Source organism: Ruegeria sp. E8 (assembly GCF_056533985.1).
Genome location: NZ_JBQFOY010000004.1, coordinates 57,998 through 73,719 on the forward strand (window position 1 = coordinate 57,998; position 15,722 = coordinate 73,719).

Here is a 15,722-nt window from a genome sequence, read left to right on the forward strand (position 1 = left end):
ACCAATAAGTGGGAGCTATCATGAAACGTCTGACCACTGCCGCGCTTTTGGGCGCGCTTGCCTATCCTGTCGCGGCCGAAGAATTCATCTTTGCCGTAACAACAGACCCGCAAACGATGGACCCTCATGCCGTCAACTCCGCCCCTGTGCTGGGTTTTCTGAATAACGTCTACGAAGGGCTTGTTCGGCGGGGCAAGGATATGACCATCGAACCGGCACTTGCGACCAGTTGGGAGACCATCGATGACGGCGCGGGCTGGCGGTTCAAGTTGCGCGAGGGCGTGACGTTTCATGACGGGTCCGAATTCAACGCGGATGATGTGATTTTCTCATATCAACGCGCCTCGGACGAAAATTCCGACACCCGCAGCTGGTTCGCCCCGGTCAGCGAGATGGTGAAGGTTGACGAATACACCGTTGATGTCATGACGACCGCGCCCAACCCGATCTTTCCTGACAGCATCGCCAACTGGATGATCCTGGACAGCGGCTGGGCCGAAGCGAATGACGCCGCTTTGCCGGACAAAGAGGCTGGCAACTATGCGACACTGAACGCCAACGGCACCGGCGCATTCCGCGTCACCGCGCGGGAGCCGGGTTTGCGCACCGTTCTGGAGCCATTTGAAGGTTGGTGGGATGAGCCAGAACATAACCTGACCCGCGCTGTGCTGGTGCCCATCCAAAATCCGGCAACCGCGCTGGCGGCGCTGCTGTCGGGTGATGTGGACTTTATCAATCCTGTACCCATTCAGGACGTCGCCCGATTGCAAAGCAATCCGGACGTAAAGGTCATTCAGGGTATCGAGGCGCGCGTTATCATGCTGGGCTTTGACCAGCAGGAAGGCGCCAGCGAAGCAGGGCAAGGCGGTTCTGATCTGTTCCGTGACCAGCGCGTTCGTGAGGCCGTAGCCAAAGCCGTCAACGTTCCAGCCATCTTGCAAACCATCATGCGCGGTAACGCCGAAGTGGCGAGTCAGCTTGTTAGCCCGGCAATGCGTGGGTTCTCGGCTGTAAATGCAGACCCGTATGGCTTCGACCCCGAAGGCGCGAAAGCGCTATTGGCCGAGGCGGGCGCTGAAAGTGCCGAGGTCAGTTTCAAATGCCCTAACAATCGCTATCTGAACGACGAATCCGTTTGTCAGGCGATTACCGCTATGCTGACTCAGGCCGGGCTGAGCGTGACGCTCGATGCGATGCCGGTGCAGAACTACTGGCCCGAACTGCGCGCCGACAATTTCGACATGTACCTGCTGGGCTGGTCGCCGGGGACCTTTGATGCCGAACACCCCGTGCGTTTCCTAGCCTCTACCCCGAATGACGAAAAGAAGCTGGGATCGTGGAACTTTGGCGGCTATTCGAATGCCCGCGTGGATGAGCTGCTGCCGATGATCCAGTCCGAGATCGATGAATCAAAACGTCAGGCCATGCTGGATGAAGTCGCAAGCATCCTACAAGACGAAGTGGCTTATGTGCCCCTCTACGTCGAAGCGCTGGTCTGGGGTGCACGCAGCAATATCGAGTTGACTCAAAGGTCAGATAACTTCTTCCTACTGCGCTGGGTCACGGTCAACTAAATGCTGTCATACATCATCAGGCGTGTTGCCCAGTCGGCGCTGGTTTTGTTCGTGGTGGGTCTTGTCGCCTTTTCCATGTTCCGCTTTGTCGGCGATCCGATCGACAACATGCTGGGGCAGGAGCGAACCATGGAGGATGTGGAGCGACTGCGCAGCCAGTTGGGCCTCGATCAGCCATTTCCGGTGCAATATGTTAAGTTTCTGCAAGAGGCCGCCCAGGGAAATTTTGGCGTCAGCTTCCGCCAGGGCCGCCCGGTCGCCGAGATTCTGGCTGAACGCGCTCCGGCAACACTGGAACTGGCGCTGGTCTCGGCCGTGTTTGCGATTGTCCTCGGCATCGCGCTAGGCGTCTTTACTGCCATAAAGCGGGATGGTTTTGCTGCAAATTTCATTATGTCGGCTTCGTTGATCGGGGTTTCCCTACCCACTTTCCTGATCGGCATCCTGCTCATTTATATTTTCTCGGTCGAGCTCGGCTGGCTTCCCAGTTTCGGGCGTGGAGAAGTCGTGGACCTTGGTTGGTGGAACACCGGGTTATTGACCGCAAGCGGGCTTAAAGCATTGATTTTACCTGCAATTACGCTCGGCCTATACCAAATGACCCTGATCATGCGATTGGTACGTTCTGAAATGTTGGAAGTACTCCGGCAAGACTACATCCGTTTTGCCCGTGCTCGTGGACTGAGTGATCGGGTGATCAACTATCGCCACGCCCTGAAAAACACGATGGTGCCCGTAATCACCATAATCGGCCTGCAATTAGGGGCGATCATCGCCTTCGCCATCATCACCGAAACGGTATTCCAATGGCCGGGACTGGGTCTTCTGTTTATCAACGCAATCCAGTTCGTTGATATCCCTGTCATGGCAGCCTACCTGATGATGATTTCAGTCATCTTCGTCACCATCAATCTCGCGGTCGACATTCTCTATGCGTTCATCGACCCACGCCTGAGGGTCAGCGCATGAGCCGTCTTCAAGCAATCCTGGACAGCGACCAGTTCTACGCCTTTCGTCGTTCCCCAGTAGCTATCGTTTCTGCGGCTGTGGCCCTGGTGCTTGTCCTCGCCACCATATTTGCGCCGCTGATTGCGCCGACGAACCCGTTCGACCCGTCGAGCCTGAATCTGATGAACGGCTTTACCCCACCGTTGCAACCGAACGCCTTTACCGGTGAAAGCTTTCTGATGGGTACCGACGATCAAGGGCGGGATGTGTTTTCGACAATCCTGTACGGGATGCGAATATCGCTGTTTGTCGGGGTCGCGGCGGTCCTGTTTGCCATGGTTCTGGGGATCATTCTGGGCCTGCTGTCCGGCTATTTCGGTGGCTGGACCGAAACCATCATCATGCGCACGGCGGATGTGCAACTGACCTTCCCCTCGATCCTTCTGGCCATGCTGATTTTTGGTATCGCCAAAGGCATAACTCCGGTGGAGTATCGCGACCAGATGGCAATCTGGGTGTTGATACTGGCGATAGGTCTGTCTGACTGGGTACAGTTCGCCCGGGTGGTTCGGGGCGCGACTCTGGTAGAGAAGAACAAGGATTACGTCGCCGCCGCGCGTATTATCGGACAAAGCCCGCTGACCATCATGTTACGGCATATCCTGCCCAACGTGCTGTCACCGGTGTTGGTGATCGCGACCATCTCATTGGCGCTGGCGATCATTGCCGAGGCGACGCTCAGCTTTCTGGGTGTTGGTGCACCGCCGACACAGCCCTCGCTGGGTACGCTGATCCGCATTGGGCAGGGTTTCCTGTTCTCGGGCGAGTGGTGGATTCTGTTCTTCCCAGCCTGCACCCTGCTGGCGTTGGCGTTGAGTGTGAACCTGCTGGGCGACTGGCTGCGCGATGTTCTGAATCCGAGGCTAAAATGACCGACCCCGTTCTTTCGATCCGCAACCTGACGGTGGAAATTCCCACCCGCCACGGTATCTTCAAACCGGTGGAGCACGTGACTTATGACCTCCATCCCGGCGAAATCCGAGGCGTGGTGGGCGAAAGCGGCGCCGGTAAATCCATGACCGGCAATGCCGTGATCGGTCTGCTGGACCCACCGGCCCATGTGTCCGAGGGCGAGGTCTGGCTAAACGGTCGCAGGATCGACGAACTTGATGCGGAAGATAAGCGCAGAATCCGGGGCAAGGAGATCGGAATGATCTTCCAGGACCCGCTGACCTCGCTCAATCCGCTGTTCACAGTGGGTCAGCAACTGGTGGAGACGATCCAACTGCACCTGGGCCTGTCGGCATCAGAGGCCAAAAAGCGTGCCATTGCTCTGCTGGATCGCGTCTCGATCCCCGACCCGGCGGATCGGTTCAATCAGTATCCGCACCAGTTTTCCGGCGGGATGCGTCAGCGGGTTGTGATCGCCCTGGCCCTGTGCACCGAACCCAGTGTCCTGATCGCAGATGAACCCACGACGGCCCTGGACGTATCCGTTCAAGCGCAAGTACTGGATCTGATCAAGGAACTGGCGAAGGAGCGTCAGGTGGGAGTAATCCTTGTGACGCATGACATGGGTGTTATCGCCGACACTACCGATACGGTCACAGTCATGTATTCCGGCCATGTTGTCGAAAGCGGCACCACCGATCAGATCCTCGGCGCGCCCACACATGATTACACCAAATCCCTGATTGCCGCCGTGCCGCGGCCTCATACCAAAGTAGAACGCTTTCCGTTGGTCAGCTATGGCGAGCGGGAAAGAACCTTCAAGATTGATGACCTGGCGGCGCATTGGGACAAGACCGAATTGTCAAAGTCCGGCAAACTGCTTGAGGTCAAGAATATCACCAAGACGTTCCTGCAAAAGGGTGGTCTGTTGCCATCGCAGCGGCGCTATTTCACCGCCGTCGATCAGGTCAGTTTCGATATTCGGGATGGCGAGGTTTTTGGCCTTGTCGGCGAAAGCGGCTCTGGCAAGTCGACTGTCGCGCGGATGATTGGAACGCTCTATCCGGTGGACGGAGGTCGCGTGATCTTTGATGGAGAGGACGTTACGGCGATGGGTGCAGAAGCCTTGCAAGCCTATCGCCGGCAAATCCAGATGATCTTTCAGGATCCGTTCTCCAGCTTAAATCCTCGCATGAAGGTTGGCGATCTCGTCGCGGAACCGATCCATCACCACAAGATCCTGCCCAAGCCCGCTATCGAACCACGTGTGCGCGAATTGCTTGACTGGGTTGGGCTGGCCAAGGACGCGTGGCGTAAGTATCCACATGAATTTTCCGGTGGGCAGCGCCAGCGCATTTGTATTGCCCGCGCCCTTGCAACTCAGCCCCGTTTTCTGATCTGTGATGAGCCGACCAGTGCCTTGGATGTATCGATTCAGGCGCAAATCCTGAATATCCTCAAAGACCTGCAGGACCACCTCGGTTTGACTATGCTCTTTATCAGCCACGATCTTCCGGTTGTGCGACAGATGTGTGACCGGGTAGGCGTGATGCGCCAGGGCAAGCTGCTTGAGGTTCAGGAGACGGACGCGTTGTTCACAGCTCCGGAGAATCCGTACACAAGGGAACTCTTGGAATTGATGCCCCGGCTAAAGCAATTGGCCTAGTCGTGCCGGTTTGGTCTTGCATCGGTTTTTACAGAAGCACTTGACTTGAAAAGTGCAGATGCAAGTTACCGACGGTGGAGAAAACGCGGGTGCTATCTTGATACGGTTCCGTCGCAAGGTATTAGGTCGATCCAGTAAACCTAAGATCGCCCCAGGATCAGATTCCAAACGCGGAGTTTAGGTGAAACAGGCGGATTCTGTGTGTGAGTTGACCTTCGCGATCCATGTTCGCCAAGTCAATTCCGCCCGACATAGCCAGTTCTGAAGCAAGGGTTTCACACTCAACCTACCGAAGCCTGCCGGTTCTGCCGCGTCGTCACGACGTTCAGTCTCAGGCAAGACCGCGTTTAGACTCTGCACGTATACGACAATCACATCACCAAGCTTTTCCGCCGGTTGCGACGCCTCGTCGAGAAGCTGCTTCGCGGTTTCCTTGATGCTCACTCCGCGCATCGCCGCGACAACATCAATACGGCTGCACCAGATGCCAAACAGACCCGCACACAGCCGTTTCAAATCATTCGCCACACTTCAAATTGGTAAAAAGCAGTAGACCGGAACAGAGGTCCGAACAGTAGATTAAGTTGGGCAGCGCAGAGGTCTGCTTGCTTTGCTGTACACAGCTTGACAGAAGAGATTGCGTAATTTGGAACGTGACACCAAAGCGAGACACACAATGAAACTGCATGCGTTTCTCACGCTTTTCTGGCTCGGAATCTTGCAGTGCGCGGCGAAGTTGCGACAAAGCACATAGCAGCATCGAGGATTCTTCCGTCTTCACTACAGAATACATCCGACACGATCGACTTGCTGAAACGGCCCTGCAACCGGTTGCAGGCCATAGCCGATAATGCATAATGTTTGGGCTATGCGAAACATCACGATTTCCCCCGCCCAATCCCACCGGAGTTACACAGCGTGAGCGTGACACTGAAAGATGTCGCCGCCCTGGCTGGCGTATCGCGATCTGCCGTCTCGCGCACCTTTACCGAAGGCGCTTCGGTCTCGGCAAAAACGCGCAGCAAGGTCGAAAAAGCAGCGCGTGAACTTGGTTACAGCCCCAATGCGCTGGCCTCGTCTCTGACGACGGGGCGTACCAAATTGATCGGGCTGATTTCGAACAACTTTCACAACCCGATTTTTCTGGAGGTTTTCGATCAATTCACCCGTGCCTTACAGGAACGCGGGCTGCGTCCCCTGATCGTGAACCTGACGGATGAGACCGAGCCCGCCAACTCGGTCCGAATGTTGCGGCAGTATTCGGTGGATGCCGCCATCGTGGCATCTTCGACGCTGCCACCCAGCTTTGCCGAGGCTTTTCATGATGCGGGCGTGCCTGTGGTGCACACGTTTGGACGCTCGGCCACCTCGCCCGAGGTACATGTGGTTGGTATTGACAACGTTGAATGCGGGCGCATGGCCGCACGGGAACTTTTGGCGCGCGGGTATAAGCGCGTAGGTTATCTGGGCGGGCCGCAGGATGCGACCTCGGCCCTGGACCGGCATCGCGGGTTTCTGGAGGAACTGGCGGATCATCCGGACGTCGAAGTGAACCATTGTTTTGCTGGCGCTTATTCTTTCGAAGCCGGGCGAGCCGAAATGCTTCGGCTGTTGGCTGACAAACCGGCCGAGGCCTATTTTTGCGGCGACGACATCCTGTCCATCGGCGCTCTTTCAGCGCTGGAAGATCATGGACTGAAACCGGGTCAGGACATCGGAATCATCGGTCTAAACGACATGGAAATGTCGCGCTGGGAGAACATCGACCTGACGACTATCCACCAGCCGATCAAGCAGATCATCACCTCATCCGTCGATCTGGTTACGGAGATGTTGAAAGAGCCTCAGCGTTATCCCGAGGCCCGGATTTTCCCGTGTCGTGTGATCGAGCGGGGAACATTGCGGCCCCGCCCCTGATCAGCGAAACATTGGCGGTCGCGCATCCTGCCACGCGCCATCGGCCCTGCCGGATGCAACGGCGGCGTGGACCGCTGCGATGGATCGCACGCCATCTGCCGCGCCGGGCAAACCATCGCGGGTTTCACCCCGGATGGCATCGGCCAGATCGCAATAGATGTTGGCAACAGCCAGCGGAAAGCCTTCGGGATGCGCAATGGCAACACGAGACAGGCGCTGAACCTCGTCATGCAGACCGCCTTCGCCCTTTTCGATGATCTGAGTACGGCCACCAACAGGCGTATAGATCAGCTGGTTGGGCTGCTCGGACGCCCAGCGCAGCCCGCCGGTTTCACCAAAGACCTGAATATCAAAACCATGCTGCCGTCCGATCGCCACCGATGACGTCCAAAGACGCCCGACCGTACCGCCCTCCATCCGGAAATTGACCATTGCATCGTCTTCCAGCTCACGGCTGGAGATGGTCGAGGCCATATCGGCTGAAAGAGACTTCACCTCGTCATCGCAGACAAAGCTGGCCATATGCAAGGCATGGATGCCGCAATCGGCGAACTGGCCCGAGACACCTGCCATAGCCGGATCATAGCGCCAGCGGACACGAGGGTTGTCTGCGTCGGTGGCGTCGCCATGATGTCCATGACTGAAATTGGTCACGACCAGACGCACCTTGCCGATATCACCTGCTCGCACCATCGCACGGGCCTGACGCACCATCGGATAAGCCGAATAGCAATAGTTCACCGCGCAGATCTTTCCCGAAGCGTCAGCGACGCGGACGATCTCTTCGCCTTCTTCCACTGTCATGGTCATCGGCTTTTCGCACAAGACGTTGAAGCCTGCCTCAAGATAGGCCTTGGCAATTTCGAAATGGGTCGAGTTGGGTGTCGCAATTGTCACCAGATCAATCCGGTCTTCACGGTCCTTCTCGCCCGCCAACATCTCTTGCCAGTCGCCATAGGCGCGGTCGGCGGCGACACCCAGCCGTTGCGCATACTCGCGGCCCACATCCGGCCGGTGATCCAGCGCGCCTGCGGTGAATTCGAACATCCCGTCTGCCAGCGCTCCCAATCGGTGGGCGGGCCCGATCTGGCTGCCTTCGCCACCACCGATCATGCCCCATCTCAGCTTTGCCATGGTCTTGGTCTCTCTTCAGGTTTTAGCGGTTGTGCGATCAGTAGTCGCGGATGTCTTGCCACTGCTGACGCTCGGACGAGGCCAATGCGGCAGCCAGCACCCGGTTGACGTCGTGCCCGTCGCGGAAAGTGGGCCAGATCGGTCGGCCTGAATGGATCGCCTCAAGGAAATCCTTGGCCTCTATTATGATCTGATCCTGATACCCGGTGCCGTGGCCCGGACCCTGACAGAAGGGTTCATAGTCGGGATGGGCCGGGCCGGTCAGAATCTTTGTGAACCCGCGTTGCGCCTCTGGCCCTTCCCGGCGATAGAACCACAGCGCGTTCTGGTCCTCCTGATCGAAACGCAGCGCGCCCTTTGTGCCCGAAATCTCATAGGCGTAGCCCATTTTACGCCCCGTCGAGATGCGGCTGACATAGATATTGCCCATCGCGCCATTTTCGAACCGGCACATGATCTGGGCGTGGTCATCGTTGGTAACCTTGCCGCCAGGGCGGGTTTCGTGAACGGTCTCGACCTCGGCCATAACCGCTTTGATCGGCCCCATCAGGGCCAAAGCTCCGTTGATCATATGCGGGGCGAGGTCGCCGATGGTCCCGTTCGACATACCCGTAGTACGCCACGTCGCCGGAGCGTCGGGGTCGGCAAAGAAATCCTCGGTGTGTTCACCCCGAAACCAGGTGATATCACCCAATTCTCCGTCCGCGATCAGCTCGCGCGCATATTGCGTGGCAGGCGTGCGGACATAGTTGAAGCCGACCATATTGGCAACACCCGCCGCTTCGGCAGCTGCAACCATGGCAGCACCGTCTGCCATCGACGCACCCAGGGGTTTTTCGCACAGTACAGGTTTACCCAAGGCAAACGCCGCCTCGGCGATTTCGCGATGCGTTTCCTGCGGTGAGGCGATAACCACGGCCTCAACAGCAGGGTCATTGACCAGAACCCGCCAATCCTCGGTCGCGCGGTTAAACCCATAGGCCGTCCGATATCGTTCAGCGCTGTCGGGGGTTGAGGCACAGATCATCTCAAGACGCGGGCGCAGAGCCGTGTTGAACACCGCGCCGACAGCGGACATGGCAACGGAATGGGCCTTGCCCATATAGCCGCCACCCACGATTCCAATTCCGATTTCTGGCATCTGCTACGGCCTCGCACATTGTATTTGCAACCGGTTGCAAAATCAGTATCGTGTGAATCGATTCAACGCAAGGTCCAAACTTTGCCGACCCCATTTTGCCGGAGGACATGACTTGAGCGCTTTGATAGACGGTATCAAAGGAAACCGCTTCGCCGTTTTCGGGCGCGCAGGCATGGATATGTATGCGGACCCCATTGACGTCAAAAGCGAGGATGCCGACACGTTTCATGCCGATCTGGGCGGTTCGTCCGCAAACATATGCGCTGGGTTAATCAAGCTGGGCAGTCAGGCGTCGCTGATCACGTCAGTCTCGGACGACGCGATTGGACGGTTCTGTCTGAACCGGCTTCAGCATTACGGTGTGGATACGTCCTATATCCGTGTTCTGGGGGGTGAGTACCGCACTTCGCTTGCGATTTACGAAAGTCGCACCGAGGATTTCCAGAATGTCATCTATCGCAACGGTGCCGTTGATTTTCAGGTGACCGAACAAGATGTGGACAAGGTCGATTACAGCACGTTCTCGGCCGTTCTTTCCGCCGGAACAGTGTTTGCCTCTGAACCTTCGCGCAGCGCCACGTTCCGCGCTTTTGACAACGCGCGACAGGCAGGTTTGCCGATTGTATTCGACATCGACTATCGCCCCTATAGCTGGCCATCCCCCGAGGTTGCCGCCGACGTCCTGTCCCGGGCGGGAGAGTTGAGCGATCTGATCGTCGGCAATGACGAAGAGTTTGGCTTTATGGCGGGCGGCATCGACAAGGGCTTTGCCAAGGCCCGCGAACTGGCTGAAAAGCCAGGACGCGTCGTCATTTACAAGATGGGTGCGAAAGGAGCCGTAACACTTGCTGACGGGCAGGAGATCACCACGGGCATCTACCCGGTCGATGCAATCAAACCCGTAGGCGCAGGCGACAGTTTCATGGCGGGTTTGCTGGCCTCAATCGCAGCCGGACACGAACTGAAAGATGCTGTCATGCGCGGTTCGGCCTGTGCATCGATCGTCGTGTCCCAACCGGGCTGCGCGCCAGCCATGCCTACGACCTCGGAGTTGGACGCGTTCCTCGCCTCACACCCCGGTCCGACCACATAGGAGTTACCCATGCACATCGCGCCCTATGACAATCAGAACAAACCCATCGTCGATGCCGATGATCCAACAGTTCCGTTGAATTATTTCAACATCGTCAAACTGAAAAAGGGCGAAGCCTTCGAGTATCAGGTGCCGGGCTATGAGACCTGCATCGTCCCCGCGACTGGAAGTGTGGATGTGGACGTCGAAGGCGTTGCATTCCCCAAGCTGGGCAAACGGGGCGAAGACGTTTGGGATGGCGAACCGGAAGGCGCGTACGTGCCCGTGGGTGCGAAAGTGCAGATGGTCTGCTTGTCGGATGAGACCGAAGTGTTTATTGCCGGAGCGAGATACGACAAGGTTCTGGACCCCTTCGATGTGCGCGACCACGACCTTGTGCAATACGGCAGCGATGACACCAAAACCCATCGAAAAATCAAACATATCCTTGGCCAAAAGCAGCACGACAAAGTCGGTCGCCTGCTGGTGAGCGAGCTGTTTACCGTCGGTCAGGGCGGCTGGTCGGGCTTTCCCAGCCACAAGCACGATACCAACCGCCTGCCGGATGAATCGCGCCACGACGAGACCTACAATTTCCGCTTCAAGCCCAACTGGGGCTCGGGCCTACAAATGCTGCAACGTGAGGATAACGAGCCGGGTGACGCGTATCACATCGTCGACGGCTCAACGATCTGCATCGACAAGGGCTATCATCCCTGCTGCGTTCTGCCGGGGTACGAGATGTACTATTTCACCATCCTCGGCGGCCTGAGCCAGCGTTCGTTGGTGCAGTTTTTCCAACCCACACATGCCTATCAGATCGAAACGATCCCGGGCATCAAAGATATGATCGCGAAGTTCAAATGACCCTCGTCACACTGAAGGACGTTCTGCAACCCGCATTTGAACAAGGCTATGCCGTGGGTGGGCTGGTTACCCTCGGCTGGGAGGATATGCGCGCCTATGTGGCCGCCGCCGAGGCCGAGAATGCCCCCGTGATCCTGCAAGCCGGGCCAAGCTGCCGCGAACACACGCCGCTGCCCGTTCTGGGTAAGATGTTCCGCTATCTGGCCGAAAACGCCTCGGTCCCGGTGGTCGCACATCTGGATCACGGCTACACATTCGAAGACTGCAAGATTGCGCTGGACAGTGGGTTCACATCGCTGATGTTCGACGGGTCGCGCAAGCCTCTGCAGCAGAATATCGACGAGACCGCCGCGATTGCCGAGATGGCCCACGCCGCCGGGATTTCATGCGAGGGTGAGATCGGCTTTGTCGGATACTCGGGTGGTGAAGGATCAAACGGCACGGACCCCGAAGAAGCCGCGAAATTTGCACGGGAAAGCGGGGTGGACGCGATGGCGATTTCGGTCGGCAATGTTCACCTTCAGCAAAACAAGGAAGGTGGTCTGGACGAAGCGCGCATTGCTGAGATTGACGCAATGACCGAGGTGCCTCTGGTCATCCACGGCGGTTCCGGTGTGCCGGTGGGTCAGCGCATGAAGCTGGCGCGTGAAACCTCAATCTGCAAATTCAACATCGGGACCGAGCTGCGCATGGCGTTCGGGAATGCCATGCGTGAGGCCGTTAACCGAGATCCGGATCGGTTCGACCGCGTCACAATCCTGAAGGAAACCCACGATCCGGTTGAGGCCGCTGCCCGCACCGTGATCCGCGCCTTTGGCGCCCCGCCGCAGCGGTAATTCTTAAAGCGTAAAGGCGGTCCGGAAGGCTTCGAGCGCTGTTTCCGGGTCGCCCGCCGCGTACGCCTCCATGCCTACGGGCCCTCGGTACCCCATATCCTTGAGCGCTTGTGCAATGGCGGCATAGTTGATTTCGCCGGTTCCGGGTTCACACCGACCGGGGTTGTCCGCGACCTGAATCTCTCCGATCCAGGACAGACATTTCTCGCACCAGCGGATCAGGTCGCCTTCTCCGATCTGTGTGTGATAAAGATCCAGATTGATCCGCAGGCGTGGGTGATTGACCGAGGAAACCAGAGCCAGAACATCCCCGGTCGATCCAAACGGGCAACCGGGGTGATCCAGCAAGTTCAGGTTTTCCATCGTAAAAACAACACCTTCCTGCTCAGCCAGATCACAGATACGGTGCAACGTGTCCCGCGCCTTCAGCCACATGTCACCGGTCACGACCTCATGTTGCCAGATCGGAATTCCACCATCCCCCAATCCAGTGCCGTGCAGGTTCAAACGATCCACGCCCAAACGCTTGCCAACCTGTGCCGTCTCGCGCGCAGAATTCAGCAGCACGTCGGCCCCTTCATCGTCCGTAAGGCGACCCTGAAGGTATCCGTCCATAATCGTGTAGTTCGCGCCAACGCGTTCAAGCTTGTCCAGATCCAGCGCTGACCAGTCCCACAGCCCGACGCCGAACCCCATCTCGGTCAGCCGCGCGGCGCGCCAGTCCACAGGTTTGTCGAGCCACAGCATTTCAGCACATGCCGCGAGTTGAAAGGGTTGAGGCATGTCAGTTCTCCACGTGTTTTGAAAATTCAGATCGAGCCGCCTTCAACCATGAAGTTCCCCGCACTGCACATGGCTGCGTCCTCCGAGGCCAGGAACAGCACCATCCGCGCCACGTAGACCGGCTCGATCGCATCTGGCAAGCATTGGCGATCCACCTGCTTGGCCAGCGCCTCGGGCGTGACCCACAGGTCTTTCTGCCGGTCCGTCATGATCCAACCCGGTACGACCGTATTCACGCGAATGCGGTGGTTACCCAACTCGCGCGCCATGGTGCGGGTCAGGCCGTGCACGGCGGATTTGGCGGTGGCGTAGGCCGGGAAGCCTGCCCCGGCCTCCCACCACGAATTCGACCCAATATTGACGATCGAGCCTGCGCCCTTGGCGATCATGCCGGGGGCTACCGCTTGAATGGCAAAGAACATATGGCGGATGTTGGTCGCCATGCGTTCATCCCAATACTCGGGCGTCACTTCGCGCCAATCGTGACGATCATCATGAGCGGCGTTGTTGACCAGAACATCTGCCTCGCCCAACTCTTCAACCAATTGCCTCATTGCGGCGTTCATTGCTTCGATATCGCGCAGATCACATTGGGCAAAGGCGTGCTCGCCGTCCAGTTCCGACAGCAAATCAAGCCCGGTATCAGCATTGAGGTCCAGAAACCCGACCTTTGCGCCCTGTTTGGCAAAGGCCCTTACCGTTTCCGCGCCAATTCCTCCGGCCCCGCCGGTGATGAAAACCGTCTTGCCCGCAAGGCTTGGGTAATTGGCGAAATCTATGCTCATCCGTCCCGCTCCATGATCCATTCGACCTCGGGGGCCGGTACAAATCGCCATTTCCGCAAGGGTCCGGCCATGACGTTCAGGTAGTACATCTCAAACCCATAAGGCGCACCGCAAGGGTGATGACCGCGCGGGACGATCACAACATCGCCATCAGAAACCGCCATCGTTTCATCCAACTGGCCGTCATCCGTATAGACACGTTGAATTCCGAACCCGTTCGCAGGGTTAAGCCGATGGTAATAGGTCTCTTCCAGATAGGTGATCCGGGGGAAATCATCCTCGTCATGACGGTGGCTCGGATACGAAGACCAGTGTCCGTTCGGTGTAAACACCTCGGTCACCAACAGGCTGTCGGCATAGTCCTCATTCTCCATGGCAATATTGTTGATATATCGCGTGTTCACACCCTTGCCGCGTTCGGTCAGAGTTATACCGTCCGGACCGATCCGACGCGCCGGATGACCACCTTTACCTGGGGCCGAGCACACGGCCACAACGCAATCGGTTTCAGCCACCGCCTGCCACTCCGTCCCGTTCGGCAGGTACAGGCAATGCGGAGGCGTCTTTTCGAACACATTCATCCGGTCACCCAGCACGCCCCAGTCCTGCCCGGCACCGGTGATCTTCGCTTTGCCTTCGACCATCACCAGAATAACCTCTCGGTCACCAGTGGCCTCGGCCGCACTGTCCCCTGCCTTCAGGTGATAAAGCCCGAAACCCACATACCGCCATCCAGCGCTGGCCGGTGTGATGTCATGCACCTTGCCACGGGTGCCGAAGGGCTTCTTGAGCAGATCTGCCATAGTTTTTCTCCGATTGGAGCGGGCACGGTGGCCCGCCCGTTTGGGCCTTAAGCGGCCTGTCTGGTACGTAAGGCCGAAAGGGCGTCGGCCAGTTCCGCTTCGCTCCATCCCTCTGTCACAGCGCGGCGCAGAATATCGGCCTGACTGTCCGGTGCATTGCCACCAACCGGCGGATCCGTGTCAAGGTTGGTTGGAAAGGGATAGCCCTCGGCCGTCGCCCCGATCGCAGCCTCGATTTCCACGGCACTCAGGTCGCCACGTTGTTTCAAGGCCACCAGCGCAGGAAACACGGCCTGGGACATGGCAGCACGGTCAACAGCTTCCATCGCGCGACCAAAGGCTGACGAGACCTGAAGCAGGTTGGCCATCCTGTGAATGTCGCCACTGCTGTTTTCACCCGCCGCGTGGAAAAGTGCGGGGTTGAAGAACACCGCATCCCCTTTGTTCAGTGGCAGTTGGATATAGGCCTGCTCGAAATGATCGCGATGCGCCGGGTCGTGGAAAGCGAGGTATCCCGGTGCGTAAAGCTGCGAAAACGGCAACAGCTTGGTTGGTCCGCTCCCAACCGGCATATCGCAATGCGCCACGGCCCCCTGCAAGGTCAGCGCAGCGGTCAGGTGATGGGCATGGGCCGGGTAGCGGGCCGCGCTGTCTGACGTCTGGAACCCCAGATGGTAATCCCGATGCGCCTGTTGCGCCTTGCCGCCGGGGCGCACCTGATTGACCTGAGCGGTCATCTGGTAGTTCGGGCCCAACCACGCCTCACACGCTGCTGCAATTGCCACGTTGCCAAAGTAGTGCGCAAACCCCTCCGGATCACGCAGGCATTGTTTTTGCAACGCATTCCAGATCCGGTCATTTGCGCCCGAAGCTGCGAAGTGATCCCCTTCGCCGCCGGCCCCCTGACGCTCTTCCTCGATGATCTGCCGAAAGACATCGCTCGCCCGGTCGATTACAGAAGTGTCTGCATAAGCCGCTTTCAGAACGACCACGCCAGCAGATTTGCTCAGAACCCAGGCCCATTCCGCCAACAGGGCCGTTCGCTGATCGCCATTTGCCAGAACCGGGCGCAGAGCGTTCATGTCGTATATTGGAACGTTCTTTTTCACCGATGCGGCATGGGGGACCGCATCGGGTGTCAGGTTTTGCGAGGTCAACACCTTGAATTCATCCAGATCACAGGATTCCCGGTCGAAATAGCCGACATATCCAAGTTCCTGATGGACCATGACATACTCCTCTCTC

The 15,722-nt window shown here is 57.9% G+C and carries 15 protein-coding genes; 8 read left to right on the forward strand and 7 right to left on the reverse strand.

From position 1 onward, the window contains the following. The first annotated feature begins 20 nt into the window (after positions 1–20). Genes ACR0LF_RS07090 through ACR0LF_RS07105 form a run of 4 tightly spaced genes read left to right on the forward strand, consistent with a single transcriptional unit; the run spans position 21 to position 5,139 of the window. Complete coding sequence (locus tag ACR0LF_RS07090; RefSeq protein ID WP_480582270.1) at positions 21–1,574, forward strand: ABC transporter substrate-binding protein; 1,554 nt, start codon at positions 21–23, stop codon at positions 1,572–1,574. Further along, a complete protein-coding gene (locus tag ACR0LF_RS07095) occupies positions 1,575–2,543 on the forward strand; it encodes an ABC transporter permease (RefSeq protein ID WP_480582272.1) in 969 nt (322 codons plus the stop codon). Beyond that, a complete protein-coding gene (locus ACR0LF_RS07100; RefSeq protein ID WP_480582274.1) occupies positions 2,540–3,454 on the forward strand; it encodes an ABC transporter permease in 915 nt (304 codons plus the stop codon). The genes ACR0LF_RS07095 and ACR0LF_RS07100 overlap by 4 nt, the downstream gene beginning before the upstream one ends. Continuing rightward, complete coding sequence (locus ACR0LF_RS07105; protein ID WP_480582276.1) at positions 3,451–5,139, forward strand: ABC transporter ATP-binding protein; 1,689 nt, start codon at positions 3,451–3,453, stop codon at positions 5,137–5,139. Before ACR0LF_RS07100 ends, ACR0LF_RS07105 begins: the two co-directional genes overlap by 4 nt. Before the next feature lie 177 nt (positions 5,140–5,316). Here ACR0LF_RS07105 and ACR0LF_RS07110 read toward each other — a convergent pair whose 3' ends face one another. Next, on the reverse strand, positions 5,317–5,655 hold the full coding sequence (locus tag ACR0LF_RS07110) for a hypothetical protein (protein WP_480856176.1): 339 nt from the start codon (positions 5,653–5,655) through the stop codon (positions 5,317–5,319). A gap of 402 nt (positions 5,656–6,057) precedes the next feature. Here ACR0LF_RS07110 and ACR0LF_RS07115 point away from each other — a divergent pair, with 402 nt between their 5' ends. Continuing rightward, positions 6,058–7,056 carry a LacI family DNA-binding transcriptional regulator gene (locus ACR0LF_RS07115; protein ID WP_480582280.1) on the forward strand — a complete coding sequence of 333 codons (999 nt, stop codon included), beginning with the start codon at positions 6,058–6,060 and terminating at the stop codon, positions 7,054–7,056. Here ACR0LF_RS07115 and ACR0LF_RS07120 read toward each other — a convergent pair whose 3' ends face one another. Beyond that, positions 7,057–8,190 carry a Gfo/Idh/MocA family protein gene (locus tag ACR0LF_RS07120; protein WP_480582282.1) on the reverse strand — a complete coding sequence of 378 codons (1,134 nt, stop codon included), beginning with the start codon at positions 8,188–8,190 and terminating at the stop codon, positions 7,057–7,059. A 37-nt stretch (positions 8,191–8,227) separates the two neighbouring features. After that, positions 8,228–9,331, reverse strand: coding sequence for a Gfo/Idh/MocA family protein (locus ACR0LF_RS07125; protein ID WP_480582284.1), 1,104 nt, complete (start codon positions 9,329–9,331; stop codon positions 8,228–8,230). Positions 9,332–9,443: 112 nt separating this feature from the next. Between ACR0LF_RS07125 and iolC the strand changes: the two genes are divergently transcribed. The 3 genes from iolC to ACR0LF_RS07140 are packed head-to-tail and all read left to right on the forward strand — an operon-like array spanning position 9,444 to position 12,106. Continuing rightward, the gene (iolC, locus tag ACR0LF_RS07130; protein WP_480582286.1) at positions 9,444–10,424 is read left to right on the forward strand and encodes a 5-dehydro-2-deoxygluconokinase; all 981 of its coding nucleotides are present in this window, start codon (positions 9,444–9,446) and stop codon (positions 10,422–10,424) included. A 9-nt stretch (positions 10,425–10,433) separates the two neighbouring features. Beyond that, on the forward strand, positions 10,434–11,270 hold the full coding sequence (locus tag ACR0LF_RS07135) for a 5-deoxy-glucuronate isomerase (RefSeq protein WP_480582288.1): 837 nt from the start codon (positions 10,434–10,436) through the stop codon (positions 11,268–11,270). Then, the gene (locus ACR0LF_RS07140; RefSeq protein ID WP_480582290.1) at positions 11,267–12,106 is read left to right on the forward strand and encodes a class II fructose-bisphosphate aldolase; all 840 of its coding nucleotides are present in this window, start codon (positions 11,267–11,269) and stop codon (positions 12,104–12,106) included. The genes ACR0LF_RS07135 and ACR0LF_RS07140 overlap by 4 nt, the downstream gene beginning before the upstream one ends. A gap of 3 nt (positions 12,107–12,109) precedes the next feature. Here the strand turns inward: ACR0LF_RS07140 and ACR0LF_RS07145 are convergent, their stop codons facing one another. From ACR0LF_RS07145 to ACR0LF_RS07160, 4 genes are read right to left on the reverse strand one after another with little or no spacing between them, the layout of a single operon-like run. Continuing rightward, on the reverse strand, positions 12,110–12,889 hold the full coding sequence (locus tag ACR0LF_RS07145) for a TIM barrel protein (RefSeq protein WP_480582292.1): 780 nt from the start codon (positions 12,887–12,889) through the stop codon (positions 12,110–12,112). Between the two features lie 26 nt (positions 12,890–12,915). After that, positions 12,916–13,674, reverse strand: coding sequence for an SDR family NAD(P)-dependent oxidoreductase (locus ACR0LF_RS07150; protein ID WP_480582294.1), 759 nt, complete (start codon positions 13,672–13,674; stop codon positions 12,916–12,918). After that, positions 13,671–14,477 (reverse strand): 5-deoxy-glucuronate isomerase, encoded by an 807-nt coding sequence (gene iolB / locus ACR0LF_RS07155; RefSeq protein ID WP_480582296.1) that lies wholly within the window; start codon positions 14,475–14,477, stop codon positions 13,671–13,673. Before iolB ends, ACR0LF_RS07150 begins: the two co-directional genes overlap by 4 nt. 47 nt (positions 14,478–14,524) lie before the next feature. Then, positions 14,525–15,706 (reverse strand): phytanoyl-CoA dioxygenase family protein, encoded by a 1,182-nt coding sequence (locus ACR0LF_RS07160; RefSeq protein WP_480582298.1) that lies wholly within the window; start codon positions 15,704–15,706, stop codon positions 14,525–14,527. Positions 15,707–15,722: the final 16 nt, after the last annotated feature.

What these genes read in the sequence shown, in the direction of transcription:
- ACR0LF_RS07105 (WP_480582276.1), top strand. Translation starts at nt 3,451, where the DNA reads ATGACCGACCCCGTTCTTTCGATCCGCAACCTGACGGTGGAAATTCCC.
- ACR0LF_RS07100 (WP_480582274.1), top strand. Translation starts at nt 2,540, where the DNA reads ATGAGCCGTCTTCAAGCAATCCTGGACAGCGACCAGTTCTACGCCTTT.
- iolB (WP_480582296.1), bottom strand. Translation starts at nt 14,477, where the DNA reads ATGGCAGATCTGCTCAAGAAGCCCTTCGGCACCCGTGGCAAGGTGCAT.
- ACR0LF_RS07095 (WP_480582272.1), top strand. Translation starts at nt 1,575, where the DNA reads ATGCTGTCATACATCATCAGGCGTGTTGCCCAGTCGGCGCTGGTTTTG.
- ACR0LF_RS07125 (WP_480582284.1), bottom strand. Translation starts at nt 9,331, where the DNA reads ATGCCAGAAATCGGAATTGGAATCGTGGGTGGCGGCTATATGGGCAAG.
- ACR0LF_RS07120 (WP_480582282.1), bottom strand. Translation starts at nt 8,190, where the DNA reads ATGGCAAAGCTGAGATGGGGCATGATCGGTGGTGGCGAAGGCAGCCAG.
- ACR0LF_RS07160 (WP_480582298.1), bottom strand. Translation starts at nt 15,706, where the DNA reads ATGGTCCATCAGGAACTTGGATATGTCGGCTATTTCGACCGGGAATCC.
- ACR0LF_RS07140 (WP_480582290.1), top strand. Translation starts at nt 11,267, where the DNA reads ATGACCCTCGTCACACTGAAGGACGTTCTGCAACCCGCATTTGAACAA.
- ACR0LF_RS07090 (WP_480582270.1), top strand. Translation starts at nt 21, where the DNA reads ATGAAACGTCTGACCACTGCCGCGCTTTTGGGCGCGCTTGCCTATCCT.
- ACR0LF_RS07150 (WP_480582294.1), bottom strand. Translation starts at nt 13,674, where the DNA reads ATGAGCATAGATTTCGCCAATTACCCAAGCCTTGCGGGCAAGACGGTT.
- ACR0LF_RS07145 (WP_480582292.1), bottom strand. Translation starts at nt 12,889, where the DNA reads ATGCCTCAACCCTTTCAACTCGCGGCATGTGCTGAAATGCTGTGGCTC.
- ACR0LF_RS07135 (WP_480582288.1), top strand. Translation starts at nt 10,434, where the DNA reads ATGCACATCGCGCCCTATGACAATCAGAACAAACCCATCGTCGATGCC.